21 protein-coding genes are annotated in these 24,283 nt (G+C 66.0%); 11 read left to right on the plus strand and 10 right to left on the minus strand.

Annotation, left to right across the window (positions count from 1 at the left end):
• The gene (locus tag ACZ60G_RS24870; protein ID WP_465812707.1) at positions 1–1,617 is read left to right on the plus strand and encodes a TerD family protein; all 1,617 of its coding nucleotides are present in this window, start codon (positions 1–3) and stop codon (positions 1,615–1,617) included.
• Positions 1,618–1,649: 32 nt separating this feature from the next.
• Here ACZ60G_RS24870 and ACZ60G_RS24875 read toward each other — a convergent pair whose 3' ends face one another.
• A complete protein-coding gene (locus tag ACZ60G_RS24875) occupies positions 1,650–3,350 on the minus strand; it encodes a glycosyltransferase family 87 protein (protein WP_465812938.1) in 1,701 nt (566 codons plus the stop codon).
• 243 nt (positions 3,351–3,593) lie between these two features.
• Between ACZ60G_RS24875 and ACZ60G_RS24880 the strand changes: the two genes are divergently transcribed.
• Positions 3,594–3,854: a hypothetical protein gene (locus ACZ60G_RS24880; RefSeq protein WP_465812708.1), complete on the plus strand. Its 261-nt coding sequence runs from the start codon at positions 3,594–3,596 to the stop codon at positions 3,852–3,854.
• A 56-nt stretch (positions 3,855–3,910) separates the two neighbouring features.
• Here ACZ60G_RS24880 and ACZ60G_RS24885 read toward each other — a convergent pair whose 3' ends face one another.
• Entirely contained in the window at positions 3,911–6,055 is a 2,145-nt protein-coding gene (locus tag ACZ60G_RS24885) for a transglycosylase domain-containing protein (RefSeq protein WP_465812940.1), read from the minus strand.
• A 742-nt stretch (positions 6,056–6,797) separates the two neighbouring features.
• On the minus strand, positions 6,798–7,217 hold the full coding sequence (locus tag ACZ60G_RS24890; RefSeq protein WP_169814622.1) for a DUF5318 domain-containing protein: 420 nt from the start codon (positions 7,215–7,217) through the stop codon (positions 6,798–6,800).
• Positions 7,218–7,376: 159 nt separating this feature from the next.
• On the opposite strand from ACZ60G_RS24890, the gene ACZ60G_RS24895 reads away from it, so the two are divergent.
• The 5 genes from ACZ60G_RS24895 (at position 7,377) to ACZ60G_RS24915 (ending at position 11,899) form a co-directional block, all read left to right on the plus strand.
• Entirely contained in the window at positions 7,377–8,471 is a 1,095-nt protein-coding gene (locus tag ACZ60G_RS24895) for a DUF1707 SHOCT-like domain-containing protein (protein ID WP_465812711.1), read from the plus strand.
• 6 nt (positions 8,472–8,477) lie between these two features.
• Positions 8,478–9,281, plus strand: a complete 804-nt coding sequence (locus tag ACZ60G_RS24900; RefSeq protein ID WP_465812713.1) for a DUF1707 SHOCT-like domain-containing protein — start codon at positions 8,478–8,480, stop codon at positions 9,279–9,281.
• Positions 9,282–9,530: 249 nt separating this feature from the next.
• Positions 9,531–10,085, plus strand: a complete 555-nt coding sequence (locus ACZ60G_RS24905) for a GNAT family N-acetyltransferase (RefSeq protein WP_465812942.1) — start codon at positions 9,531–9,533, stop codon at positions 10,083–10,085.
• 166 nt (positions 10,086–10,251) lie between these two features.
• Complete coding sequence (locus tag ACZ60G_RS24910; protein WP_040697429.1) at positions 10,252–10,806, plus strand: PadR family transcriptional regulator; 555 nt, start codon at positions 10,252–10,254, stop codon at positions 10,804–10,806.
• A complete protein-coding gene (locus ACZ60G_RS24915) occupies positions 10,799–11,899 on the plus strand; it encodes an inositol-3-phosphate synthase (protein ID WP_465812715.1) in 1,101 nt (366 codons plus the stop codon). Before ACZ60G_RS24910 ends, ACZ60G_RS24915 begins: the two co-directional genes overlap by 8 nt.
• A gap of 200 nt (positions 11,900–12,099) precedes the next feature.
• Here the strand turns inward: ACZ60G_RS24915 and ACZ60G_RS24920 are convergent, their stop codons facing one another.
• From ACZ60G_RS24920 to ACZ60G_RS24945, 6 genes are all read right to left on the minus strand, one after another.
• Complete coding sequence (locus tag ACZ60G_RS24920) at positions 12,100–12,525, minus strand: GyrI-like domain-containing protein (protein WP_040697421.1); 426 nt, start codon at positions 12,523–12,525, stop codon at positions 12,100–12,102.
• Between the two features lie 8 nt (positions 12,526–12,533).
• Positions 12,534–12,992 carry a GyrI-like domain-containing protein gene (locus ACZ60G_RS24925; protein ID WP_387286840.1) on the minus strand — a complete coding sequence of 153 codons (459 nt, stop codon included), beginning with the start codon at positions 12,990–12,992 and terminating at the stop codon, positions 12,534–12,536.
• Between the two features lie 623 nt (positions 12,993–13,615).
• Positions 13,616–15,877 (minus strand): transglycosylase domain-containing protein, encoded by a 2,262-nt coding sequence (locus ACZ60G_RS24930; RefSeq protein ID WP_465812718.1) that lies wholly within the window; start codon positions 15,875–15,877, stop codon positions 13,616–13,618.
• Positions 15,878–15,992: 115 nt separating this feature from the next.
• Positions 15,993–16,868: a carbohydrate ABC transporter permease gene (locus tag ACZ60G_RS24935; protein ID WP_465812720.1), complete on the minus strand. Its 876-nt coding sequence runs from the start codon at positions 16,866–16,868 to the stop codon at positions 15,993–15,995.
• Positions 16,868–17,890: a carbohydrate ABC transporter permease gene (locus ACZ60G_RS24940; RefSeq protein ID WP_084509351.1), complete on the minus strand. Its 1,023-nt coding sequence runs from the start codon at positions 17,888–17,890 to the stop codon at positions 16,868–16,870. The genes ACZ60G_RS24935 and ACZ60G_RS24940 overlap by 1 nt, the downstream gene beginning before the upstream one ends.
• 44 nt (positions 17,891–17,934) lie before the next feature.
• Entirely contained in the window at positions 17,935–19,236 is a 1,302-nt protein-coding gene (locus ACZ60G_RS24945; protein ID WP_465812722.1) for an ABC transporter substrate-binding protein, read from the minus strand.
• 547 nt (positions 19,237–19,783) lie between these two features.
• Here ACZ60G_RS24945 and ACZ60G_RS24950 point away from each other — a divergent pair.
• The 3 genes from ACZ60G_RS24950 to ACZ60G_RS24960 all read left to right on the plus strand — a co-directional run bounded on the left by ACZ60G_RS24950 (position 19,784) and on the right by ACZ60G_RS24960 (position 22,327).
• Positions 19,784–20,809, plus strand: a complete 1,026-nt coding sequence (locus ACZ60G_RS24950; protein WP_465812723.1) for an alpha/beta fold hydrolase — start codon at positions 19,784–19,786, stop codon at positions 20,807–20,809.
• A gap of 89 nt (positions 20,810–20,898) precedes the next feature.
• Positions 20,899–21,738 (plus strand): DUF2786 domain-containing protein, encoded by an 840-nt coding sequence (locus ACZ60G_RS24955; protein ID WP_465812725.1) that lies wholly within the window; start codon positions 20,899–20,901, stop codon positions 21,736–21,738.
• A gap of 76 nt (positions 21,739–21,814) precedes the next feature.
• Positions 21,815–22,327 carry a TIGR04338 family metallohydrolase gene (locus ACZ60G_RS24960; RefSeq protein WP_465812727.1) on the plus strand — a complete coding sequence of 171 codons (513 nt, stop codon included), beginning with the start codon at positions 21,815–21,817 and terminating at the stop codon, positions 22,325–22,327.
• A gap of 214 nt (positions 22,328–22,541) precedes the next feature.
• Here ACZ60G_RS24960 and ACZ60G_RS24965 read toward each other — a convergent pair whose 3' ends face one another.
• Positions 22,542–23,504: an o-succinylbenzoate synthase gene (locus tag ACZ60G_RS24965; protein ID WP_465812729.1), complete on the minus strand. Its 963-nt coding sequence runs from the start codon at positions 23,502–23,504 to the stop codon at positions 22,542–22,544.
• A 461-nt stretch (positions 23,505–23,965) separates the two neighbouring features.
• Between ACZ60G_RS24965 and ACZ60G_RS24970 the strand changes: the two genes are divergently transcribed.
• Positions 23,966–24,247, plus strand: a complete 282-nt coding sequence (locus ACZ60G_RS24970) for a hypothetical protein (RefSeq protein ID WP_465812731.1) — start codon at positions 23,966–23,968, stop codon at positions 24,245–24,247.
• The last annotated feature ends 36 nt before the right edge of the window (positions 24,248–24,283 follow it).

Raw genomic sequence — 24,283 nt, forward strand, 5'->3', positions numbered from 1 at the left:
GTGATTCAGCTGAAGGCCGGTCAGAATATGGTGCTGACCGGCGATATCGTTCGATTCAGCGCGAAAGCCGGGACTGCCCTGGATGTTTCGGCGCTCGTGGTGGCGGAGAACCTGCGGGTCTTCGATACCGGCGATTTCGTGTTCTACAACCAGGCCGAGACCGCGGGGGTGACGCTGTCCGAGGACGGCGTCACCATCCGGCTCACCGAGGTGCGTGCCGACGCCAAGGCGGTGCTGCTGGTGGTCAGCGCCGATCCGGCCGCGCCGGCGCAGGCGCACGGGCTCGGTGCGGTCACCGCCGAACTCGCCGTGCACGATATCGCCGCAGCGGAATTCGCGATCAATCCGTCCGCGGGGGAGACCGCGCTGATCTGCCTCGAGGTGTATCGGCGCGGAATCGACTGGAAGCTGCGCGCGGTCGGTCAGGGCTATGCGGGTGGGCTCGCCGTACTGCTCACCGCGCACGGCGTCGAGGTCGACGAACCGGTGACGCCGCAGTCCGGGCAACACAGCGCAGCCGATCTGCGGGAAGCCCAACCGGTCGGCAGTGCGGGCCGGGCCGGCGGTCAGGACACCATCAGCGGTCCCGGCGACTCCCGTGCCGCCGGTCCGGCGCCGCTCGAGGTCGCGCACGGACTCGAACGCCTGTGGATGATCTTCGAGGATGCCGCGCGCTCGGCCGCCGCGCTCATCTCCGCGCGTGACTACGCCATGCAGCGGCTGGATCAGGAACTGTCCGCGGCGGTTTCGGATCCGGCGACCAGGAACACCCCCGCCGCCGAGGAGGCCAGGCAGACCGCACAGCGTCGCTGTGACGATCTGATCGCCACCGCGGAAGCTAGTCACCTGCGCGACAGTGAAGCGCTCATGGGCGAACTCGCCGACGCCGATCGGCAACTGCCGCCATCACTTGCGTCCTGGGATTCGCCCGCCTGGGACGGGGCGCCGACGCCGAGCGATGGCATCCGACTCGGTGAGCTCTACGCGAACGAGCGTGGGCCGCTGCGCATTCCGTACTGCGTGCCGGTGCCGCTGACCCGTCCGCTGTGGATCGATACCGAATCCACGGCCGCGGCGACCCCGGTCGTCGGCGCGGTGCTCGCGCGCCTGCTGGCGGCCGATCCCGGCCGGCGCACGCTGGTCGACATGATCGACCTGACCGGCGCGTTCAGCCAGCTCATCGGTCCGCTGACCCCGGTGCTGAACGGTCCGCCGATCACCGATTTCGGCGATATCTCGGCGCGGCTGCAGATCCTGGTCGAGGCCGCCGACCTGGCCGAATTGGCTTATTCCAGTGGGAATTTCACGCCGCCGACCGAGCATCGGGTATTGCTTGCCGCGGACTTCCCGCACGGGTACCAGACCGCGGACGCGCAGCGCATCGCGACACTGCTGGTGCGTGGCGATCTGATCGGGCTGTCCACGGTGATCGTCGGCACCGACGAATCCGAGTCCAGTGACGGCACCGTGGCAATGCTGTCCCAGGCCTGCCGTCACCTGCCGACGGTGGACGGCACCCCGCTGTTCGATCCGTGGACCGGCAGCGCGTGGCAGTTGGATCTGGACCTGCTGCCAAGGGAACCTGCCAGGCAGGCGCGCTTCCTGCGCACCAGCTGAGCCGACCTTTTCGAGCGACCTGCAAGCAGTCGCTAGCGGCCGAGCAAAGCCCTCGGCCGCAGTGCCTCCGGCAGCCAGGGCAGCAGCGGGTCCGGTGCGCGATCGATGACGCCGCCGACCGGATCGTCGACGAAATCGCGCCGGACCAGATCCTCCTCCGGTCGGTAGATCTGCCGAATGATCAAGGCGCACAGGGCGAGTACCGCGATATCGCGCAGCAGTACGGCGCCGGTGAACCACTGCTCGGGCAGACCCTTGCGGTCCAGGCCGAGGTAGTAGAACATCCGCGGCACCCAGACCAGCGCGTCGATCGTCATCCAGGCCAACAGAATTCGGCGATGCGGCAGCGCGAGCACCGCCAGCGGCACCAGCCACAGCGAATACTGCGGGCTCCACACCTTATTGGTGATCAGGAAGGCGGCGACGACCAGGAAGCACAGCTGGGCCAGACGCGGTCGGCGTGGGGCGGTGAGCGCGATATAGGCGATCGCCGCACAGGCTGCGACGAATACCAGCAGCGACACCAGATTCAGGATGGTCGGCTGTTCGGCATGTCCGATCTCGCCGTCGAATCCGGCCCAGCCGGTGAACGAGGTGATGACGTTGTAGATGGAATCCGGATCGGCGTGCCGAGTGGTGTTGAGCCGGAAGAACTCCCGCCAGCCATTCGGGTACAGCAGCGCGATGGGCAGATTCACCATCAGCCAGGTGCCCGCGGCGGCCGCGACGGTCAGGGCGGCCGCGCCCAGCGGTCGGGCGCTGAGGAACTGCATGCGATACGGGGTTTCGCGCAGCCAGGTCATCGCGGTGCGCCCGCTGTTGATATCGCTCAACCGAAGTCCGAGCCGTGCGCTCGGCACCCGCTGCAGTGGGTCGGCACGCAGGCACAACACCACGATCGGCCCGAGCAGCAGCAGTGGATAGAGCTTGGCCGCGCCGCCCAGTCCGAGTAGCAGGCCCGCGAGCAGCGGTCGTCGGCGGGCCCAGGCGAGTAGGCCGGTGGCGGCGAAAGCCGTTGCGAGCGCGTCGAAATTGGTGAACGCGTGCACGATCACCAGTGGCGAACAGGCGACCAGCGCGGCATCCCAGATCCGCCGCCCCGCCAGTTGCGCCGAGGCCCATACCGTGACGAGCCAGGCGAAGGCCAGACCGACCGCGACCACATTGAAGTAGATGACCACCTGCAGCGCACCGGGCAGCGGGGAGGCATCCCAGGTCTTGGCGACCTGCATCGATGCGTACTGGTAGAGCCCGGACAGCACCGGATACTCCATGTACCTGGTCTCGCGGCCGCCGTCCGGGGTCTGCTCGGTCCATTCCTTCTTGTACGGGAAGGCGCCCTCGTTCAAACGCTCCGCACCATAGAGCGGCACGGTATCCGAGTAGCACATGGCGATGTACTGGCGGCCGTTGTTCCAGTCGAGGGTGAGCGAACCGTCGGACGTGGTCGTCTGCTGGATGCAGCCCGCCTTGCTCGCCCAGCCGAGTGCGAGGAAGACCAGTGCGAAGGCGAGCAGCACCCGCATCGGGGTCCAGAACCGGACCCGGCCGATGAGCGCGTGGTCACCGACCGGGCCGCCGACGACCGTGCTCAGCTGCGCGGTCAGGGAATCGTTGCGGCTGGGCCGATCTCGGCCGTCGGCCGAGCGCAGGTCCGGCGCCAGCGGCGAGGGCGCGACATAGTGCCCGTGCGCGTCATACCCCGGTGTGGTCTGCGCTGCACCGGACTGCATCCCAGTGGGCTGCGGCGCGCTCCCGTTCGTCCGCCCGTCCGCGAGGTGCTGTTCGGTCACGCCAACCGAGAGTACCGGCCGGGAGGTGCGCCGCCTGGACCGAGTGGTACTGAGTGCCGAATGCGTATCGTTCTCGATGCGGCTGCTGCAGCTGATCGAACTGTTATGCGGCGTTTTCGGCGGTGTTAGCATCGTGTTGATCAACTGTCGGAGGGGCGGTTGATCATCACAAGAGGGGTGGGAATGTTCACGAAAGTCATGGCTACCGTGGCCTTGGTCGGCGCAGCGCTCGTCGGATTCGCGGGTAATGCCTCAGCGGGGTACCCGTCGTATTCGGAATGCTTGACCTGGGCCGGGGTCCGCGACAGGTGCGTTCAGATATCGGACGGCTCATATGTCGTCTTGAAGGGTTACGGCTCCTACACCGAATGCCTCAGTTGGGCTGGGGTGCAGGACAAGTGCTACCAGGATCCGAATGGGTTCTGGTACATCACGGGTGTTTGATCCGACAACGCCGGGAAGCTCTGGCCAGCCGCAGTGAGCTGGCCAGAGCTTTCGCACTAGCGGCTCCGGGTCGGCTGACTTCCGTTCCCATTACCGGTACCACCGGATTGGGGCGATCCGGTGGTCGTCGGCATCGAACCGTCGGAGTTCGCCGTCGGCTGTCCGGGCAGCGGCGTCGACTCCGGCTGCTGCTGTTGTTGTTGCGGCTGGCGCTGCTGCGTCTGCGGTTGCACGCCGGGTACCTGAATCGGTCCGAAGGGGGTGTCGATCGTATTCGGGACGATCTGGATCGGCGGCAGTAGCGGCGCCTCCGTGGTCGAGGGCGGGGTGAACGGTGCGGACCATGCGGGCACACCGGCCTGGCCCTTGATCGGGGGCGGCTTCGGGAAGGTTTCCTTGGGGGTGCCGTCCAGGGCGCCATCCATGGTGGCCTTCCAGATATCCGAGGGCAGACCGGAGCCGTAGACCATGCCCCCGCTGTAGTTGCGCAGCGGCGAGTTATCGATGGAGCCGACCCACACCGCGGTGGACAGCGATGGGGTGTAGCCGACCATCCAGGCGTCCTTGTTCTCGCCGGTGTCGAGCAGCTGGGCGGTACCGGTCTTGGTCGCCGACTCGCGGCCGTTGGCCAGGTTGTGATTGCGCGACCACGCCGCGATCGGCTTCATCGCGTCGGTGACGTTGTCCGCGACCGCCGACGAGACCCGCTGTTCACCGGCCACATCACCGCGGTCGAGCAGCACCTGCCCATCGGCGCTCACCACCTTGGTGACGAAGTGCGGTGCGTGGTAGACGCCGGAGGCGGCCAGCGTCGCGTAGGCCGAGGCCATATCGAGCACCCTGGCCTGGTACTGACCGAGCACGATGCCGTTGTTCGGCGGGGAGCCGTCCGGCTCGACCAGGCTCTTGCCGACGCCCGGAATGGTCTCCGGAATGCCGAGCTTGTGTGCCATATCGGCGATCTTCTGCGGACCGTTCTGCATATCCAGCTCCATGCGATAGAAGCTGGTGTTCAGCGAGCGCTTGAGCGCCTCGGCGATGGTGCAGGTGCCGCACCCTTCGCCTTCGACGTTCGTGATCTTGATGCCGTTCACGGTGATCGGTGCACTGTCGTACATCTCCGACAGCGGTTTGCCCAATTCCAGGTTCTCCGCGAGACCGAAGACCTTGAACGAGGATCCCGGCTGCAGACCGGCATTGGCGAAGTCGTAGCCCTGACCGTCGTCGCCGCCGTAATAGGCGCGCACCGCACCGGTCTTCGGATCCACCGAAACCACTGCGGCGCGCAGCTTTTCCGGTTCGCCCTGCATTTTCTTCTGCGCGGCGTCGACGGCGGCCTGCTGTGCCTTCGGATCGATCGTGGTGGTGATCGACAGACCAGCGGTGTTGAGCTGCTGTTCGCTGATGCCCGCGGCCGCCAACTCCTTGAGCACCTGGGTCTTGATCAGGCCCTCGGGGCCGGTGTCCAGGCCCTTGTCCTTGGTGGTGTTCACCGGGACCACCTGCGGGTACTGCTGGCCCTGGCGCTCTTCGGCCTTCAGATTGCCGCCGGAGACCATGCCGTCGAGCACATAGTTCCAGCGGAACTTCGCGCCGTCGGGATTCTTCTCCGGATCCAGGCCGGAGGGCTGCTGGATGGTGGCGGCGAGCACCGCGCCCTCGGCCACGGTGAGCTCCGAGACCGGCTTGGCGAAGTAGGCCTTGGCGGCCGCATCGATGCCGTACGCACCGCGACCGAAGTAGATGGTGTTGAGGTAGGCGGCGAGGATTTCGTCCTTGCTCCACTGGCGCGCCATCTTCGCCGAGATGACCAGCTCGTGCAGCTTGCGAGTCAGCGAGTGTTCGTCACCGACGAGCGCGTTCTTCACGTACTGCTGGGTAATGGTCGAGCCACCACCCGCGCTCTCCTTGTTGAGGGCTTGATCCCGGGCGGCGCGCATGAAGCCGGAAACCGAGAAGCCCGGGTTGGTGTAGAAGTCCCGGTCCTCGGCCGCGATCACGGCATTGCGCACATGCGGCGGAATCTGGTCGATGGTGACGTCGGTGCGGTTGCCCTCCGGCGGTACCACCTTGCTGATCACCGTGGTGCCGTCGCTGGCGAGGATATTCGCGACCTGGTTGGTTTTGAGGTCACCCGGCTGGGGTACCGAAACCGTGGTGTAGGCGATCAGGAAGACCGTGCTCGGCAAAATGATGGACAGGGCTAGCAGGACGTAGATGACCCGGCGCACGATCCGCCACGGCGACTTCTTCTTCGCACCGGGACGACGACCGCCCGGTCCACCCGGACCACCGCTGCCGCCATTGCGGCGCGGCGGCGGGCCCGAGGGCGGTGCGCCCGCGGTCGCGCGGCGCTCGCCGGTGGTGGGTCCGGCGCCGTTGGGCCGACGGGCGCCGGGGCGATCCAGACCAGGGCGATCCTGACCGGGGCGATCCTGGCCGGGCCGCGGGCTGGCCGGTCGGGGACCGGTGGGCGGGGCCGTACGGCGGTTGCGTTCGGCGACGGCGTCGGTCAGCGAACCGGGCTGCCGATTCGGGCGCTCGATCTTCTGCGTGGACTGCGCGCCGGGCGGGGCGTTATCGGGTAGTGGCCTGCCCTGCGGCGGACGGCCCTGCGGCGGCGGAACCGGTCGACGCGGCGGCTGCGGACCACGCGGCTCACCCGGGTACCCGCCTTGCGGCGGCCGCGGTCCACCAGGACCTGGCCGCCCGGGTGGGGGACCGGCCGGTCGCTGACCGGGATACGGGTTCGGAGGCTGAGGTGAACTTCGCTGAGTGCGGCCGCCGTGCGGTTCATCGCCGTAGGGGGAAGTCTCGTAGGGCGAATTCACTGACAAGATCTCCATAACTCGTAAGGGTCTGCGGGGCGCGGTGCGGCGATTATCGCCGCAGCGGACACGTCGAGGCTCCGCGTGTCACCCGACGGGCAGATGACCTGGCACATCATTCGGCTGCGGTGCGCCGGTTGGCCCTGGTGCCCGTGCGCCGCCGCGTGGGCGACGGAGCGGTACCGAGCACATAGGACTGCACCAGATGATTCCAGCTGCAGCTCCGGCATACCTCGACGACATGGACCGAGAACTCCTCGCGAGTCTCGGCGAGGCGTATCAATTCCTCTGGTGTGCGAGCCGAACCGGCCATCGGGCCGACGCCATCGCCGTAGACCCAGGATACGAGCGTCAATTGCTCTTTCCGGCAGATCGGGCATGTGACCTCGCTCCCCCGACCGTGGAACTTCGCCGCACGTAAAAGGTAGGGATTGGCATCGCAAACCTCGGCAACATCGACACGGCCCGCATAGACGTCAGCGAGCAGCGACCGACGCTTGAGAGCGTAGTCCACCACCTGTCGCTGAATTCGCACGAGAACCAGAGTAGCGGGGACGCGCGCGGGCCGCGCTGGGCTGTGCAGGATCGACCGACCGGTATTCATGGTTGAACTGGGGCGTTACCGGCGTCGGCGGATTACGATTCTCCCGTGTCCCCCGCTACATCCGGGCGGTCAACGGCAGCATCCGGGCGTATGCGAGCGCGTGACCTCGACCGTGCCAACGCGTCCAGTGTGCTGGATGCCGCCTACGCCGAAGGCCAGCTCGGCGCGGATGAATATCGCGACCGCACCGCGCGGGCCGAGACCGCCAGGACCATCGCCGATCTCGACCGGCTCACCCGCGATCTCCAGGTCCCTTCGGCGGTGCGCGATCTGGTACCGGGTGCGCCGACACCGACGCGAAACCCCTTGCGCCGCCCCGGTTCCACGGGCCGTTATCCCGATCACACCCGAGCCCGCGACGCCGATCGCGACACAACCGGGCAGGTACTCGACAGCGCCCGCCGGGACGGTCAGCTCACCGAAGAGGAGCATCAGACCCTCAGCGAATTGGCGCAAGGGGCCAAGACACTCGGCGATTTGGCCGATCTGGTCGATGACTTGCAACGGCCGACCGATGCGCCGTTGCCGCCTGCGCCACCTCGATCGAATCGCCGACGCTGGTATGTGATCGGTGTGACCGCCGCGTCGGTCTGTGCCGCCGTCGCCGCTTTCGCGCTGACCAGCGGTGCCGCGACACCGGAGGCGCCACCCGTCGCACACGTCGGCGCCGCGGTACCCGATCTCGGTGCGGTGCAACCGGTGGTGGTCGCGACGCCGAATCTGCTCACCCGCGAAGGGGTTACGCACTTCCTGACGAAGTACCGGGAGAAGTTCGGTGATCTGCAGGCCGATCAGCTGACCCTGTTCGGCGATTACGCCACGGTGACGCGCGCGGTACCGGGTCAGCCGAATCGGCAGGTCCGATACGACTACCGCGGCGGATTCGCGCAGAGCGGTGCCCCCGTCAGTCGCAAGACCGATACGCCCGCCACCGATCTGGCGCAGCTGAACGTCGCCGCTTTGTCGGACTTACTGGCAACCGCGCCCACCGCGTTGAAGGTGCCGAACGGAGTTGTCACGCATATGGATGTGGAAGTCGACGCCACCGGTACCTATAGCTCTTTCGACAGCGCGAAGGGTGCGACCATCGTGCGGATCTTCGCGGGCAACCAATTCAACGAATCCGGGTACTACGTGCTGACTTCGGCGGGGCAGGTCGTTCGCGCCTGGCCGTTCCAAGGGTGATGGTCGATGGCGACGACGCGCTATAGCGGAATCCGGGCCCGCGATACCGATCGGGCCGATGTCTGCGGACTGCTCGACGCGGCGCTGGCCGACGGTCAGCTCACCGATGACGAACACGCCGAACGCACCGAGCAGGCCATGCGCGCCAAGGCATTCGGTGAACTGGACGAGCTGATCGGCGACCTGCAGATTCCGCAGAATCTGGTGGATGCCCCCGTAATTCGAGTCGATCGCCGTCGACCGCGGCGCTGGCTCGCGCCGGTGGCGTTCATTGCCGGTGCGGCGGTCATCGGTGCAGCGGTGGGCGGCATCGCGAGTTGTGCTTCGGGCGAGTCCGGACTGCTCGGGTGGTCGGAAAATGTGCCGGTGCTCACCACCGGGAGCGGCCTCGCGTACTTCATCGATGAATATCGCGCCGAGTTCGGCGATACGAAGGTCGACGAGGTCACCCTGTATCCCGACTACGCGCTCTTCGAGCGGCAGGCGGCAGGCGATCCGACCGAGACCGTGCGATATCGCTACGACGGCAGGTTTCACGACTACACCAGCAGCAATGGGCGCAAGGCCGATGTGCGCACTTTCGATCTCGCCAGCATCGATCTGCGTGCTATCGCCGGGCTGCTGGCCGGTGCACCGCAGTCGATCAAGACCGGCGGCGTGATCACGCACGCCTCGATCGAATTCCCGCCGGGCCGCAGTGATTCGGACGCCGCTGTCTCGATCTACGCGAAGAACCAAGCGGGCGCGTCGGGCTATCTGACAGCGACGGTAACAGGGGAGCCATTGCAAGTCTTCCCACCCAGTCGCTGACGAGGAGTCGGGGTGATCCGCAGCGGCCGTAATTCGCTGGTCCGCCGCAACCGGGCGCGCTAACATTCCCTGTTCGTATTCGACCCGATGTACAGCCCGAGGAGGTGGGGCGGGATGACCGCGCCGAAGACCGCCGTCGCGCACGACGCCCGGACTGTTCAGATGTCCCGGGTCCCGGTCTGATCGTTCTTCGTCCGGCGTTCGTGCCGCGAGCCGTCTGGTTCGCGTGACGGTGGTGCCGTGTCCGAAATCGGGCCCGAACCATACGAATACGGAGAATCCGAGTTGAATTCCCCCATCGATTGGCGCACGCGCGCCGAAACCGATGCCGATATCCCCGCGATCCACGTGATCAACCAGGCGGCCTTCGATCGACCCGATGAGGCCGATCTGGTCGACGCACTGCGCGCCGACCCGGCCTGGATCCATGGACTGTCCATCGTCAGCACGCTGCCGGACGACACGCCGGTCGGCTACGCGCTGCTGACCCGCTGCCACGTAGACAGCGCGCCTGCGCTGTGTCTCGGACCGTGCGCGGTGCTGCCCGAATATCAGAAGTCCGGCGCCGGTGCCGCGGCAATCCGGGCGGGTCTTGCGGCGGCGGAGCAATTGGGCGAGGCATTCGTCATTGTGCTCGGGCATCCGACCTACTACCCGCGCTTCGGCTTCGAGAAGGCGTCCCAGTTCGGCATCGGCCTGAGCATCGAGGTGCCGGACGAGGCGTTGATGGCGCTGACGCTCGATCCGGTGCGACCGCTACCGCGGGGCACGGTGCGCTACGCCGCGCCATTCGGTATCGACTAGCGAGAACACCGGCACCGACGGTGGGGAGCCCCGGCTTCCTGCCGTCGGTCTACCTGCGCGGACAGTGCTTTATATCGCCGACGACTATGCACGTTTATATCGCTCCGATATAGTGGGAAGTCGCATCCATCGGTTAGGTCTGCACACAGTCAGGGGGTGAAGCCCGATGCTCGAGCTGGCAATCCTCGGGCTGCTCCTCGAAGCGCCCATGCACGGGTACGAGCTGCGCAAGCGGCTGACCGGATTGCTCGGGCCGTTTCGGGCCTTCTCCTACGGATCGCTCTATCCGACGCTGCGTCGCATGCAGACCGATGGGCTGATCGCCGAGGAGAACGTCGCGGGCGTCACCCGTCGTGCGCGACGGGTCTATCAACTGACTCCGGCCGGGCGGGAGCGGTTCACCGAACTGCTCGCCGATACCGGACCGCAGAACTACACCGACGACGGCTTCGGCGTCCACCTGGCGTTTTTCAGCCGCACCCCCGCGGAAGCGCGGATGCGGATTCTGGAGGGCAGGCGACGGCAGGTCGAGGAGCGCCGAGAGGGTCTGCGGGAGGCGATCAAGAAGGCCAGTGGCTCGCTGGATCGCTATACCCGCCAGCTCCACCAGCTCGGTCTGGAATCAAGCGAGCGCGAAGTGCGCTGGCTCAACGAGTTGATTGCGGCGGAGCAATCGACGAAGGCGGCACCACAGAAAGAGGGAAATATCGGCCATGAGTGAAGACAACAGGGCTGAAAACGCCAATCAAGTTCGCGTCGCCATCGTCGGCGTTGGTAACTGCGCTTCCTCGCTGGTCCAGGGCGTGCAGTACTACAAGGACGCGGACGAGACCGCGGCCGTGCCAGGTCTCATGCACGTCAAGTTCGGTCGGTACCACGTGCGCGACGTGAAGTTCGTGGCCGCGTTCGACGTCGACGCCAAGAAGGTCGGCTTCGACCTGGCCGAGGCGATCTTCGCCAGCGAGAACAACACCATCAAGATCTCCGATGTGCCGCCGAGCGACGTTGTCGTGCAGCGCGGTCCGACGCTGGACGGTATCGGCAAGTACTACGCCGAGACCATCGAGCTGTCCGAGGCGCAGCCGGTCGACGTCGTGAAGGTGCTGAAGGACAACAAGGTCGACGTCCTGGTCTCCTACCTGCCCGTCGGCTCGGAAGAGGCGGACAAGTTCTACGCCCAGTGCGCCATCGACGCCGACGTCGCCTTCGTCAACGCGCTGCCGGTATTCATCGCCTCCGATCCGGTGTGGGCCGAAAAGTTCACCAAGGCAGGCGTTCCCATCGTCGGTGACGACATCAAGAGCCAGGTCGGCGCCACCATCACCCACCGCGTGATGGCCAAGCTGTTCGAGGACCGCGGCGTGCAGCTCGACCGCACCATGCAGCTGAACGTCGGCGGCAATATGGACTTCAAGAACATGCTCGAGCGCGAGCGCCTGGAGTCGAAGAAGATCTCCAAGACCCAGGCCGTCACCAGCAACCTGAAAAAGGAACTGGGCGCCAACGATGTGCACATCGGCCCGTCCGATCACGTCGGCTGGCTCGACGACCGCAAGTGGGCCTACGTGCGTCTCGAGGGTCGCGCCTTCGGTGATGTGCCGCTGAACCTGGAGTACAAGCTCGAGGTGTGGGATTCGCCGAACTCGGCGGGCATCATCATCGACGCGGTGCGCGCCGCGAAGATTGCCAAGGACCGCGGCATCGGCGGCCCTGTCCTCCCGGCCTCGGCCTACCTGATGAAGTCCCCGCCGAAGCAGCTGGCGGACGACATCGCGCGCGCCCAGCTGGAAGCGTTCATCATCGGCGCGGAGTAATAGACGCACCGACAAGTAAAGCCGGGCCGGGTACAAATCTCCGGCCCGGCTTCGCGTATCGAATCGGTTGGTGCCGCAGCCCGGTCTCGTCCCTTTGGGTTGGTCGGGCTGCGGTGCTCGAGCTTTGTCGAGGGTAGTCGAATGGTGGTGGTGGCCGGGGTTGCCAGCCACCATTTGACTACCCTCGACGGGGTGAGCGGTCAGTCGAGTGAGACGTAGACCTCGACGGAGGTCGGGCCGGTGTAGCGCTCGAGTTCCGCGGTGTGGGAGCGGGTGATGGTGCCTGCGCTCTCGGCCTTGCGGACCTGTGCCCATGCGGTGCGCAGCAGATCGTAGGGCTTATCGGAGACAACGAATTTCGCGTAGCGTCCGGTCGGGACCCGGGTCAGCACATCACCGGCATCCATATCGTCCATCTCGGCGACCTCGTAGCCCAGAATCGCGACGGCGTGATCGTTCTGGCCGATATAGGCCGCGACCCGCGGCACATTCTTCTCCCGCGCCAGATACCGGTCCCAGGTGAAGTTCACCAGGTCCAGGTCGCGCGCGGTCACCTCGCGTCCGGCCAGCGGGACCGTGAGTCCGGCGACCAGGCTTTCGTCCAATGTGACAATTTCGAAGTCCACAGCTGTTCCTAACCGTCGACCGGTTCGTCTGCCAGCGCCACGAATACTTCGGCCGTGCGCGCGTCCGGATAATGTTCCACGTCACCGGTATAGGCGCGCAGCAATCGTCCGGCGGCCTCGGCATCCCATACCGCCCGCCAGATGGTCACGATGGTGTCGCCGAGATTGTCGCCGCTGAGCGTGAATCGAGCGAACCGTCCCGCGGGTACTCGGGCGAGCACATCGCCCGGTAGCAGATCCGCGAGGGTGTGGCAGCGGTAGCCGACGATATGCGTCAAGTAGGAGTTGATCTCCGGCGCGTGGTCCACATACGCGGTCGTCGGCGGGCCGGGCAGCTTGCGGGCCAGATTGCGTTTCCACGCCTCCTCGACCTTGGCGCGGCGCGGTCCCTCGACCGCGAGCGCCGGGCTGCGCAGCACTGTGCCCGCCACGAGCGTCTCGGGACGGTCAACGACATTGAAATCCACCGGCGTGCCCCTATGTCTAGTCTGTCTCCAATTGGCGGCGCTCCCGGGCCGCCGTGGCCACGGAAGCTACTTCCGGGCCTGACGCTTGCGCCGCGTGTCGTCGCTCGAGCGCATATCCTTCCTCATCGATCTCGCGACGTCGGCGTGGGCCTGGTTTCGGTCCGGCGCGCACGCTCACTTCACTCTGGCAAACGATGCTGCCACGTCATCCGTTCCCATGGCCCCGGTCGGCGCACATTCATAGCGAACCAAATATGAGCAAGCTGGAAGCTGCGGCCAACCCAGACGGAGCGAGTCTTACGAGCGACCGTTCGCGGCCGCCTCGCGTCCGAACCGCCAAAGCGCATGCGCCGCAGGCGCGGCATCCGGCAGGCGTGCACCAGGTGCCGAACGTCCCGCCCCGTCAACCACCACGGAGCGAGTCTTACGAGCGACCGTTCGCGGCCCGTCTCGCGTCCGCGCGAAGGCGCGGCTATAGGACACAGTCGAGTCGTCGAAGCGCATGCGACGTAGTCGCGAGTCTCGACGGCGCCGCTAGCGACTGCTTGCAGGTCGCTCGAAAGGGTCGGACGCGAGACACCAGGGGGCCGCGAACACGCAGCGCCGGAGGCGCTGCCATAGATTCAGCCCGGCACCGGAATGCTGAATCCGGGGAAGATTTCGACTTCCTTCGTGGGCTCCGGGGCGGGTGGAATGATGATCACCGGTGCGGCGGAGGTGCTGGTCGGCGGATTCAGGATGTCGTAGCTGCCGCCGGAGGGTTTGCTCGCGGTCGGCGGGCCGCCTTGCGATCCGGCCGCCGGGAACTGCTCGATCGGGGTGCCGTCGAGCGCGCCGTCCATCACCTGCTTCCAGATATCGGCGGGCAAACCGGAGCCATAGATGTCGGTGCCGCGCGCGGTTTCGATGGGCTGGGACTGTTCGGTGCCGATCCAGACCGCTGTGGACAGCGACGGGGTGAAGCCGATCATCCACGCGTCCTTGTTCTCTTTCGACTCACCGAGCTGGGTGGTGCCGGTCTTGGCGGCCGAGGGGCGTCCGCCGGACAGGCTGTGCCCGTTGGAATATGCGGCGATCGGGATCATCGCGCCGGCGGTACTGTCGGCGATGCCGCGCTGTATGCGCTGCTGGCCGGGCGGCAGTTGCTTGCCGGCCTGTTTGTCGGGTCCACCCCGATCCAGCAGGACGCGGCCGTCGCCCGCGACCACTCGCTGCACGAAGTAGGGCTGGTGGTAGACACCGGAATTGGCGATCGTCGCGTAGGCGGATGCCATATCGATGGGGCGAACCAGATACTGGCCCAACACGATTCCGTTGAGCGGGTGCCCGCCTTCCTCGGTGAGCGTCTTGCCGGCCACGCCCGGAATCTCTTCGGGGATACCGGCCTGATGGGCGGCATCGGCAATTGCCTCGGGGCCGTCGGACATCGACATCGTCAGTCGATAGAAACTGGTGTTCAGCGAGCGCTTCAGCGCCTCGGCCATGCTGCATTTGCCGCACGATTCGCCGTCCACGTTGGTGATCGTGATACCGCGATCGGTCACCGGTGAACTGTCGAGCATCCGGGTGAGCGGAATGCTCTGCCGCAGTGCCGCGATCACCGCGAAGACCTTGAATGCGGAGCCGGTCTGCAGCGGCGCCTGCGCGAAATCGAAGCCGATACCGTCGGCGCCGCCGTAGTAGGCGCGCACCGCGCCGGACCGCGGGTCGATCGAAACCACCGCGCCACGCAGATCCGGCGGCTGCGGGTCGAGTCGATCGTGGATCGCGTCGAGTGCGGCCTGCTGTGCCTTGGCATCGATGGTGGTGGTGATCTGCAATGCCCCGGTATTCAGTTCCCGCTCGCTGATGCCCGCACTGCGCAGTTCCCGCAGCACCTGGCTGCGGATCAGGCCCTCCGGGCCGCGGGCCGCGTTGACGTCCGGGATTTCGGTGATCGGGACGATCTGCGGGAATACCGTCGCATCACGGTTGCCCGGCGCGAGCGCACCCATCTCGACCATGCCGTCGAGCACGTACTTCCAGCGCGCGGTCAGATCGGAGAGATGGGTTTCCGGATCCAGGATCGATGGGGTGCGGATGACCGAGGCCAGGACCGTGCCTTCGGCGAGCGTCAGTTCCGGCACCGACTTGTTGAAGTAGGCCTTCGCGGCCGCCGAGATCCCGTACGCGCCGCGCCCGTAATAGATGGTGTTGAGGTAGGCGGCGAGGATGTCGTCCTTACTCCATTGCCGCGCCATTTTGGCGGCGATGATCAGCTCGCGCATCTTCCTGGTCAGGGTGCGTTCGGAGCCGAGGAAGGCATTCTTCACATACTGCTGAGTGATGGTGGAACCGCCGCCCGCATCCTCTTTGCCGAGAATATTGTCCCGCGCGGCGCGCAGGAATCCGCTGCTCGAGTAGCCCGGGTTGGTGTAGAAGTTGCGGTCCTCGGCCGAGAGCACCGCATCGCGCACCGGTTTCGGCACCTCCGACAGCGGTACCGGAATCCGATTGCCATCGGGCGGAACAACTTTCGCGATCACTGTGGTTCCGTCGGCGGCCAGGATGGTGGCGATCTGATTGGTCTGCACCGAATCGGGATCCGGGATTTCGGCGCTCCAGTAGACCAGCACGAACAGCAACGACGGCACCGCGACGAAGGTGATGAACAGGGCGAGCAGTAGCCGTCGGAAGCGTTCGCCCCTGGTGCGCTGTGGTCGATTCGCCGGGGTCGGTTGCGGCCGGGACGGTTTCGAAGAACCGGGCGGTCGGGGCTTGTCCTTGCGTCGTGACGTCCCGAAGTTGTGCTCGCTGAATCCCGCGACGGAGGCATAGGGTGCCGGCATCGGTTTGCGTCGGCGACTGCCGCCGCGTCGCCGCTTGCGGAACGAGCTCACGATCATCTCCTCCCGGAGCGTCGGTAAAACTCACCTGCACAGGACACGATCGGAAATGACCAGAGATCGTATACACCGAGTATTACCGCCGCAACGGGATTCAACCCATGCGACGGGCGTACTAGCTCTTCACGCCACCCGCCGTGAGACCGGAGATGATCCGGCGCTGGAACAGCAGCACCATGATGACCAGCGGAATCGTGACCATCGTGCCTGCGGCCATGATTGCGGCGTACGGCTGCACGAGCGGGTTGTTACCGGAGAAGCGCGCGATCGCGACGGTCACCGGTTCGGTCTTATCGCTGGAGAGCAGCCGGGCCAGCAGATATTCGTTGACCGAGGCGATGAACGCCAGGATCGCGGTGGTGAAAACCGCGGGCGCCGCCAACGGCAGCATGACCAGCCGGAACGCCTGCATCTTGGTCGCACCATCGATGCGGGCGGCTTCCTCGAGTTCCCACGGCAGTTCGGCGAAGAACGAGGCCAGGATGTAGACGGTCATCGGCAGCACGAACGAGATGTTCGGGATGATCATCGCCTGGTATTCGCCGATCCAACCGAGGTTGGTGAACAGCTGGAACAGCGGGGTGACCAGCACGACCACCGGGAACATCGACGCGGACAGGATGAGTCCGGAGACCAGGTACTTGCCCTTGAAGGTGAGCCGCGCCAGCGCGTAGGCGGCGAGCACGCCGAGTACCAGCGCGACGGCCGTGGTCACCGTGCCGATGATGACGCTGTTGAGCAGCGCCTTGCCGAAGTCGTTGCCGCGGCTGGTGTCGAAGGCGTTGCGGAAGTTCTCCAGGGTGACGTGGGTGGGCCACGGCGTGTTGTCGAAGGTGTAGTCCGGATCGCGGAATGCGGTGACGGCCATCCAGTAGAACGGGGCCAGGCCCCACACCAGCACGATCAGCGCACCCAGATACAGCCGCACCGGACCCAGGCGCTTGGTCCAAGGTGTCTGTGCCGCGGGCTTTTTGGTGCTCACGGTGGTCATCAGTGCGCCTCCCGCTGTTCTTCCTGGGTCCGAACGGCATTGGCGCCCAGAACCTTTACCAGCAGGAACGCCACCGCGAAGATCAGCAGGAAGGTGATCGTCGACAGTGCCGCCGCGCTGTTGGGACCCTGGCGGACCTGTTCGACCACCAGCGCCGAAATCGGGCGGGTGGACGGATTGCCGAGCGTCATGATCGCGGGCAGGTCGTACAGGCGCAGTCCGTCCATGGTGCGGAACAGCACCGCGACCAGCAGCGCGGGCTTGAGCAGCGGCAGCGTGATCTGGGTGAAGCGCTGCCAGGCCGACGCGCCGTCGACCTTGGCGGCCTCGTACACATCGGCCGGAATCACCTGCAGACCGGCCAGCAGCAGCAATGCCATGAACGGCGTGGTCTTCCAGACATCGGCGGCGATGACCGCGAACCGCGCGGGCCAAGCCTCCGAGGTCCACAGCACGTGGGTGCCGAAGACCCGGTTCACCACGCCGTCGTACTGGAACATGAACTCCCACAACCGGGCGGTGACCGCGGTCGGAATCGCCCACGGCACCAGCACCGCCGCGCGCAGCAGCGCCCGGCCCTTGAAGGTCTTGCCCATCACCATGGCCATGCCGAGGCCGAGGGTGGCCTCCAGGGTCACCGTGATCACCGTGAAGAACAGCGTCACGCCGATGGCCAGCCAGAACTGCGAGCCGAGGTTGCCGGTCGGGCAGGAGACCGTCTCGCCGGCCGCCTGACACTGCTGCAGCAGCCAGTGCGTGTAGTTCGAGAAGCCCGCGCTGCCGCCCTCGACGAACATGCCGGTCGCCGGGTCGAGTCCAGGATCCTTCTGGAACGACATGTACAACGCGCGGAAGACCGGATAGCCGACGACCACCGCGAGGGTGATCAGCACGGGCGTGACGAACAACCACGCCTTACCGGAACGCCGCAACTCCAACGCCAAGGTGCCACCGAATCCGCGCTTCGTCGGCTGATCGCCGTCGCTCGGCACGCGAGTGGCCGTTCCCGAAGGATCCGACACCGTTTCTCTCTCCTACGGGGTGGTCGGGTCCGCTCTTGTACTCGCTACGACCCGGCTGTCTCGATGCCCTTTTGCATACCGGTGATCGCGTCGTCGACGGACTTGGTTCCGTTCAACGCAGCATAAGCGTTGTCCTGGATGGCCTTCGACACCGCCGGGTAGAACGGGGTGACCGGACGGGGCACCGCGTTGGCGATCGAATCCTTCAGCGCGGGCAGGTACGGCATCTTCGCGATCAGCGCCGGATCGTCGTACATCGACGCGCGCACCGATGGCAGCGCACCGGCCGCGACGATGTGCTGAGCGTCCTCGCTGATCAGGTAGCGCAGGAAGTCGAGTGCGGTGGCCTTGTTCTTGGAGAACGCGCTGATCGCCGCGTTGTAGCCGCCGAGGGTCGATGCGCCGACGCCGTTCTCGCCGGGCAGCGGCGCGACGCCGAACTTGTCCTTGACCGAGGAGGATTCCGCACCCGCGTCACCGAAGGTGGACGGCCAGTTGCGCATGAAGAGCAGCTTGCCGGTGTTGAAGGCGTTGGCGCTCTCCGGCTCCTTGAAGGTGATGGCTTCCTTCGGGATGTCGCCGCTCTTGTACGCGTCGACGAGCACCTTGAGCCCGGCGCGCGCCTGCGGGGTGTTCACGGTCGGGGTCTTGCCGTCCGCGCCGACGAAGGTGCCGCCGTAGGCGTTGATCGCCTCGGCCGCGTTCACCGTCAGGCCCTCGTACGGTGCGAGCTGGCCCGCGTAGCAACCCATATTGTTCTGCTTGGCGATCGGGCACTGCGCCAGCATCTCGCTCCAGGTCTTGGGCGGATTCGGCACCAGATCCTTGCGGTAGAACAGCAAGCCGCCGTTGGTGTTTCGCGGCGCGGCGTAGAGCGTGTTGTTGTAGGTGGCGCTGGCGACCGTCGGGGACAGCAGGGCCGAGGTGTCGATCTTGAAGGTGTCCTTCAGCGGCTGGATCCAGCCCTTCGCGGCGAATTCCGCGGTCCATGGCACGTCAAGGGCGACCACGTCATAGGTGGACTGCTTGGAGCGCATGTGCTCGACCAGGTCGTCGTACTGCTGCGAGGCATCGTTCGACTGCTCTTTGAAGGTGACCTGCTCATCCGGGTGCGAGGCATTCCAGCGCTCGATCAGCTGCTTGACCGCGCCGGTTTCGGTGGTGTCCTTGCCCTCGACGTAGGTGATCGGGCCGCGGCCGGTGAGGTTCTGGCTGGATGGATTGCCGCCGCTATCGCTGGAGCAGGCACTGGTGAACGTCGCCGTCAGCAGCGCAACAGAGGCGGCTGCCAACGCCGCTCGTGGTACGAGCGACGAACGTAGGGACGTCACCTTTTTCAAAGCCATCGCGAACACTCCAAGGGGTCGAGACGTGAGCAGCAGCACACCCTGCAGGTGCACAAGGCAAGATACATGGTTGTTATATGCGACGCAGCGATTGTGCCCGCAACAGGGGCACTGTCCAGCCGGGGCGGACGATATCGCTGCAATGTCATAGTCGCTCGTAGCCTCGTTATTTCGCCGGGCTTCCACCCGATTGTCAGTGATCGGATCCGGAGGAGCGCGACGATCGCCGCCCAGATCCAGTCGGCGTCGAAACCACGGAACGGCAGATCGCTCATCCCGGTGTCTTTCGCGGTACGGATGCGGCGTTGCGGTGCGTGTGACGGTGCTGTAACTGCAGGTCGGGCGATTGACTTTCCGATCCCGAAGCCTGACCTCTATCAGTTTTGAATATTTCGTCAGAATCCTTGACTGCGTGAATCATCGCATGTGACGATTTCGTCAGCTCCGGCGGAGGTGGCCACGAATGCTTTCGATAGCTGCTGGATCGCAGCTGGCGAACCTCGCGTCGAGCATTCCGATTACGCACCAATGGTTAGGAACCATCGAGATGACCGTGGATTTCGCCCACACATATACCGATCCGCCGCAGCGTTTCAGTGCCGAACTCAGTGGTGGCGGCGCTGCGCAGGACCTCTTCCAGCGCGTCGAGACACTCCTCGGGCAACTCCCCGAACCCGGCCCCGTGCGGGCCGACACCGACGGTGAACGCGAGCAGCTCGGCGATACGACGGTGGTACACCGGTTCGTCGCAGCGCCCGGTGACAGCGAGACCGTCACATGGCACTACGTGGAGGCCGGTGACCCATCGGCGCCCACGGTCGTGTTCCTGCACGGTGTGCCGGATTCGTGGTGGCAATGGCATTACGCCTTGGAGTTGCTGAGCGACCGATATCATTGCGTCGCTGTCGATTTGAAGGGCTACGGACAATCCGACAAACGCACCGGCGATTACCGTCAACGGGGGGTGGCAGGCCAACTCCAGGCCCTCTTCGACACGATCGGGATCGCCGAGTTCGCGCTGGTAACGCACGACCGCGGCACCCCGCCCGGCGATCACCTCGTCGCCATGCTCGGCGATCGGCTGACCGGATATGCCCGCGGACAGCAGCATCTGTGGCATCTGCATCCCAGCCTGCATCCGCAGCAGCAACTCTTCACGTCGGCCGACGCCCCAGCGCTGCTCGGTGACGCCCGTCGGTTCGTCGCCTCGGCCTACACCTGGCTGGCCGCGCGACCCGTCGCGGAGGCGGACCTCCTGCGCACCATCGAGGAGTTCTCCCATCCGGGTATCGCCGCGGCCGTCCCGCGGTACTTCCACTCCTCGTCATTCCGGCAGGAATGGGTCGATCGGCGCGCCGAATTGATCCGCTCTTGGACGGCGCCGGTGCTGATTTTGCAGGGCGCTCAGGACCCGATGCAGCCGCACGAGTTCTACACCGATCCCGATGTTGTCGAGATGCTGCCGAAGGGCAGCAATGTGCACTTATTCGACACAGGACATTTCTGGCCCTTCGAGGCGCCGCACGAATCGGTCGATGTCATTCGCGCGTTCCTCGATTCCGTGACCCGTTAGCCACGATCTTCCGCCGGATCTGTGGCGCCGGCTGCCGGGTTCCGCGGGCCTGGTGGTGGTCACGCGCGATGCGGTTAGGCTGACTGGCGATGACTTCGCCGAATGCGGTTCCGGACCGGATGCTCACCCGGATCGGTGGGTTGCTGCGCCAAGCCGAATCGACCGATAACGAGCACGAGGCCGAGGCATTTCTGGCCGCGGCCCAGCGGTTGGCGACCAGGTCTTCGATCGACCTCACGGTCGCCCGCGCGCATATCGCCGGACGTGAGCGCAGGCCGACGCCGGTGCAGCGGATGATTCCGATCGGCGAGCCGGGCAAGAAGGGGTTGCGCACCTACGTGCAGTTGTTCGTGGCGATCGCTGCGGCCAATGATGTGCGCTGCGATGTTGCGCGCACCTCCACGCAGGTTTACGCCTACGGCTTCGATTCCGATATCGATACGTGTGAAGCCCTCTACGCCAGTCTGCTGGTGCAGATGGTGCGTGCGTCGGATCAGTACATCAAATCGGGGCAGTATCGTTCGGCCACCGTCGAAAAGCTCGTCACGGAGAAACGGTGGGGCCGAAAGGTGCAGCGGCGGGTGCAAGCGCCGGTTGCGGCGGTTACCGCGCGGCTGAACTTTCAGATGGCCTTCGCCGCACGGATCGGCCGACGCCTGGCCGAGGTGAAGGCGGAGGTCGTGGCCGAGGTGGTGCCCGAAACCGTAGCGGCGGGTACGGCATTGGCCCTGCGCAATAAGGAAATCGAGCTCACCGACTTCTATAAGAAGACCTCCGATGCCCGCGGCACCTGGCGCGGTCCGCAGGCGTCGGCGCGACATTCCGCTGCGGCCCGGCGTGCGGGTGATCGGGCCGGGAAGGCGGCGCGGCTCGGGACGTCTCCCGAACTCGGTGCTGCGCGTGGGCAATTGCCCGGTGGGTCGAAATGAGCGAATTCATTGCGTGACAAGCGAATTGCCCGACTCGGCGTGAGCGACAATGGCTGTGAACCGTGAGCGGGGCCCAATGAATGCGCGAGATACCCAGCGCGCCAAGGTGTATGACGCCGAGCAGTTGGTGCGGAGTGTATTCGATCGAGCCGATGAAAACGGTGTCCGCACGGTAGAGCTCTACGGTTCACACCTCACGCTGCCGATCGAGCGCCGCTTCGCCTCGGTCGAATCGGTGCAGGTCTACACCGATAAGGTGCTGAGTCTCAATTGGATTCGGGCGCAATGGGACCGTGCCGCGACGCCCGTCCGGGTCCGCTCTCGCGCCGGAACCGCCGCCGCGCACTACGAGGCCGCCGATGCGGTGCTGGCTGTTCCGCTTTACACCGGTGCGACCGCATGGGCTCTGCGCGAATTGGTGATTCTGCACGAACTGGCCCATCACCTCGAGCCCGCCGCCGGATCGGTGGCCCCGCACGGACCCGAGTTCTGTAGCCGCTACTTGGAACTCGTCGATGGCATTATCGGGCCGGAAGCCGGGCTGGTTTTGCGGTCGAGCATGCTCGGGTGCGGTGTCCGCATAACTTGAGGCCCCTGCTGTTTTTGGTCGCGCCGTGTCTGCGGCCGCCGGTAGCTGGTTGTCGGGCCAGGCATGCGAACTCGCGATGCTCGGCTGTGGGGTCCGCCTCCGCGTGTCCAACGCGATCGAAATCGCGCGACCGCGGTTGCGCAACGCCGACCTTTGGGAGGTGCGGGGTTCGGTGGTCCACTGCTCGCCGTTGCCGACTACCGTCGCGACACGGTCACTTGGGCGGCGTCAGTGCACGGACCCGGGTAAGTCGGTCCTCCCACCAGCGGGTTCGTGCTGGGTCGGGGTGGCGGTAGCGCTCCAGTAGGGCCGGGTCGGGTGTGGGGGGTGACTTCGGGACCGGCATGAAGCCGTCGACCGGGCGGAGTGATTCGTGGACGAGGTCGCCTTCGAGGAGTGACAAAGTGCCCAGGCCGCAGGCGAATTCGAGTTCGGGGAGGGCGGCGGCGAGGGCGAGTTGGGCGGCTAGGCCGACGCTGGTTTCCAGGGCGGAGGAGACCACACACGGCAGTCCGGCGGCCTCGGCGACCTGGAGTGCGCGGCCGACACCGCCCAGCGGGGTGCATTTGAGGACCGCGATATCTGCGGCTCCCGCTACCGCGACGCGCAGGGGATCCTCGGCGCGGCGGATGGATTCATCGGCGGCGATTCGGACATCGACACGGCGACGCACTGCGGCCAGTTCCTCGATAGTGCGGCACGGTTGCTCGACGTACTCCAAACCGCCGGCGGCACGGTCGATCTGCTCGATATGCGTGACGGCCGTCTCGACATCCCAGACCGCATTGGCATCCACCCGAACCGAGCCATCGGGCCCCAGCGCATCCCGGACCGCCTCGACCCGCGCCAGATCCTCACTCAGCGAATCAGCGTGATCGGCGATCTTCACCTTCGCGGTGCGGCATCCGGACCCGGCCACGATCGCATGCGCCCGCTCCGGATCGACCGCGGGCACTGTGCAATTGATCGGAATCCGTTCCCGCACCGGCTCCGGCCAACCAACTGTCACCTGTTCCACCGCGGTCGCCAACCACCCGGCGGCCTCCCGATCGTCGTACTCGGGAAACGGACAGAACTCGCCCCACCCGAGCGGTCCCCTGATCAACATTCCCTCGCGCACCGTGATGCCGCGGAACCGGGTCCGCATCGGAATGGCGTAGACGAAGGTTTCGGTCATCACCGTGCAGCCTAGCGAGCCCGGTGCCCCCGCCCGCTGTGCGCTTGCTGCGGCTGGCAGGGCTGCGCGGATTGGCGAATCATTCGCGCACTGGGTTGGACCGCCGCCGGATTCTTGTCGGGTGCGCTTGCTGCGGCTGGCAGGGCTGCGCGGATTGGCGAATCATTCGCGCACTGGGTTGGACCGCCGCCGGATTCTCGTCGGGTGCGCCTGCTGCGGCTGGCAGGGCCGCGGGGATCGGCGAATTGTTCGCGCGGAGTTGGGCTGCTGCGCCGCTGGCTTCTCGTCGGCCGCGTTCAGTGCCCCTGCTGCCGCTGTGGACGGCGCACTGGTGCGGGTGGTTGTTGCTGGAGCGGAGTGGCACCGGATGTGCGAGTCCGATCCAACGGTCATGCTGGGGTATGGGGTCGAGTCGATTCGAGCTCCGGTTGGCGAATGCGGTTCGGGCGGCGCTCGGGTCGGTGTTCGCGGTCGGGTTCGGATGGGTGGTGGCATCTTCCGTTCCGCTATATGAATTTCTCGGGCGTGATGCCGATCCCGATGGGGGTGTGCGCTATCTGGCGGTCGCGTATTGCGTTGCGTGGGTCGGGATTGCCCTTTCCGTGGTCGCGGTGGGCATCATGGTTGTGGAGAAGATCCGTTACCGACGCCGCATCGCATGGACGCCATTGGTGGCGGTGCCATTGATTGCCGAGTCGTGGTTGCTCGGCTTTTTGATCGCGGTCGTGCTGGTTTCGATCTGAGCCCGCGGCACCGATGCGGGATCGGTGCCGCGGTGC

The sequence above is a fragment of the Nocardia sp. NPDC102475 genome (genome assembly GCF_055584605.1).

What these genes read in the sequence shown, in the direction of transcription:
- ACZ60G_RS24935 (WP_465812720.1), bottom strand. Translation starts at nt 16,868, where the DNA reads ATGACCACCGTGAGCACCAAAAAGCCCGCGGCACAGACACCTTGGACC.
- ACZ60G_RS24960 (WP_465812727.1), top strand. Translation starts at nt 21,815, where the DNA reads ATGAATGCGCGAGATACCCAGCGCGCCAAGGTGTATGACGCCGAGCAG.
- ACZ60G_RS24900 (WP_465812713.1), top strand. Translation starts at nt 8,478, where the DNA reads ATGGCGACGACGCGCTATAGCGGAATCCGGGCCCGCGATACCGATCGG.
- ACZ60G_RS24915 (WP_465812715.1), top strand. Translation starts at nt 10,799, where the DNA reads ATGAGTGAAGACAACAGGGCTGAAAACGCCAATCAAGTTCGCGTCGCC.
- ACZ60G_RS24965 (WP_465812729.1), bottom strand. Translation starts at nt 23,504, where the DNA reads ATGACCGAAACCTTCGTCTACGCCATTCCGATGCGGACCCGGTTCCGC.
- ACZ60G_RS24950 (WP_465812723.1), top strand. Translation starts at nt 19,784, where the DNA reads ATGACCGTGGATTTCGCCCACACATATACCGATCCGCCGCAGCGTTTC.
- ACZ60G_RS24930 (WP_465812718.1), bottom strand. Translation starts at nt 15,877, where the DNA reads ATGATCGTGAGCTCGTTCCGCAAGCGGCGACGCGGCGGCAGTCGCCGA.
- ACZ60G_RS24880 (WP_465812708.1), top strand. Translation starts at nt 3,594, where the DNA reads ATGTTCACGAAAGTCATGGCTACCGTGGCCTTGGTCGGCGCAGCGCTC.
- ACZ60G_RS24895 (WP_465812711.1), top strand. Translation starts at nt 7,377, where the DNA reads ATGCGAGCGCGTGACCTCGACCGTGCCAACGCGTCCAGTGTGCTGGAT.
- ACZ60G_RS24945 (WP_465812722.1), bottom strand. Translation starts at nt 19,236, where the DNA reads ATGGCTTTGAAAAAGGTGACGTCCCTACGTTCGTCGCTCGTACCACGA.
- ACZ60G_RS24910 (WP_040697429.1), top strand. Translation starts at nt 10,252, where the DNA reads ATGCTCGAGCTGGCAATCCTCGGGCTGCTCCTCGAAGCGCCCATGCAC.
- ACZ60G_RS24955 (WP_465812725.1), top strand. Translation starts at nt 20,899, where the DNA reads ATGACTTCGCCGAATGCGGTTCCGGACCGGATGCTCACCCGGATCGGT.
- ACZ60G_RS24875 (WP_465812938.1), bottom strand. Translation starts at nt 3,350, where the DNA reads ATGCAGTCCGGTGCAGCGCAGACCACACCGGGGTATGACGCGCACGGG.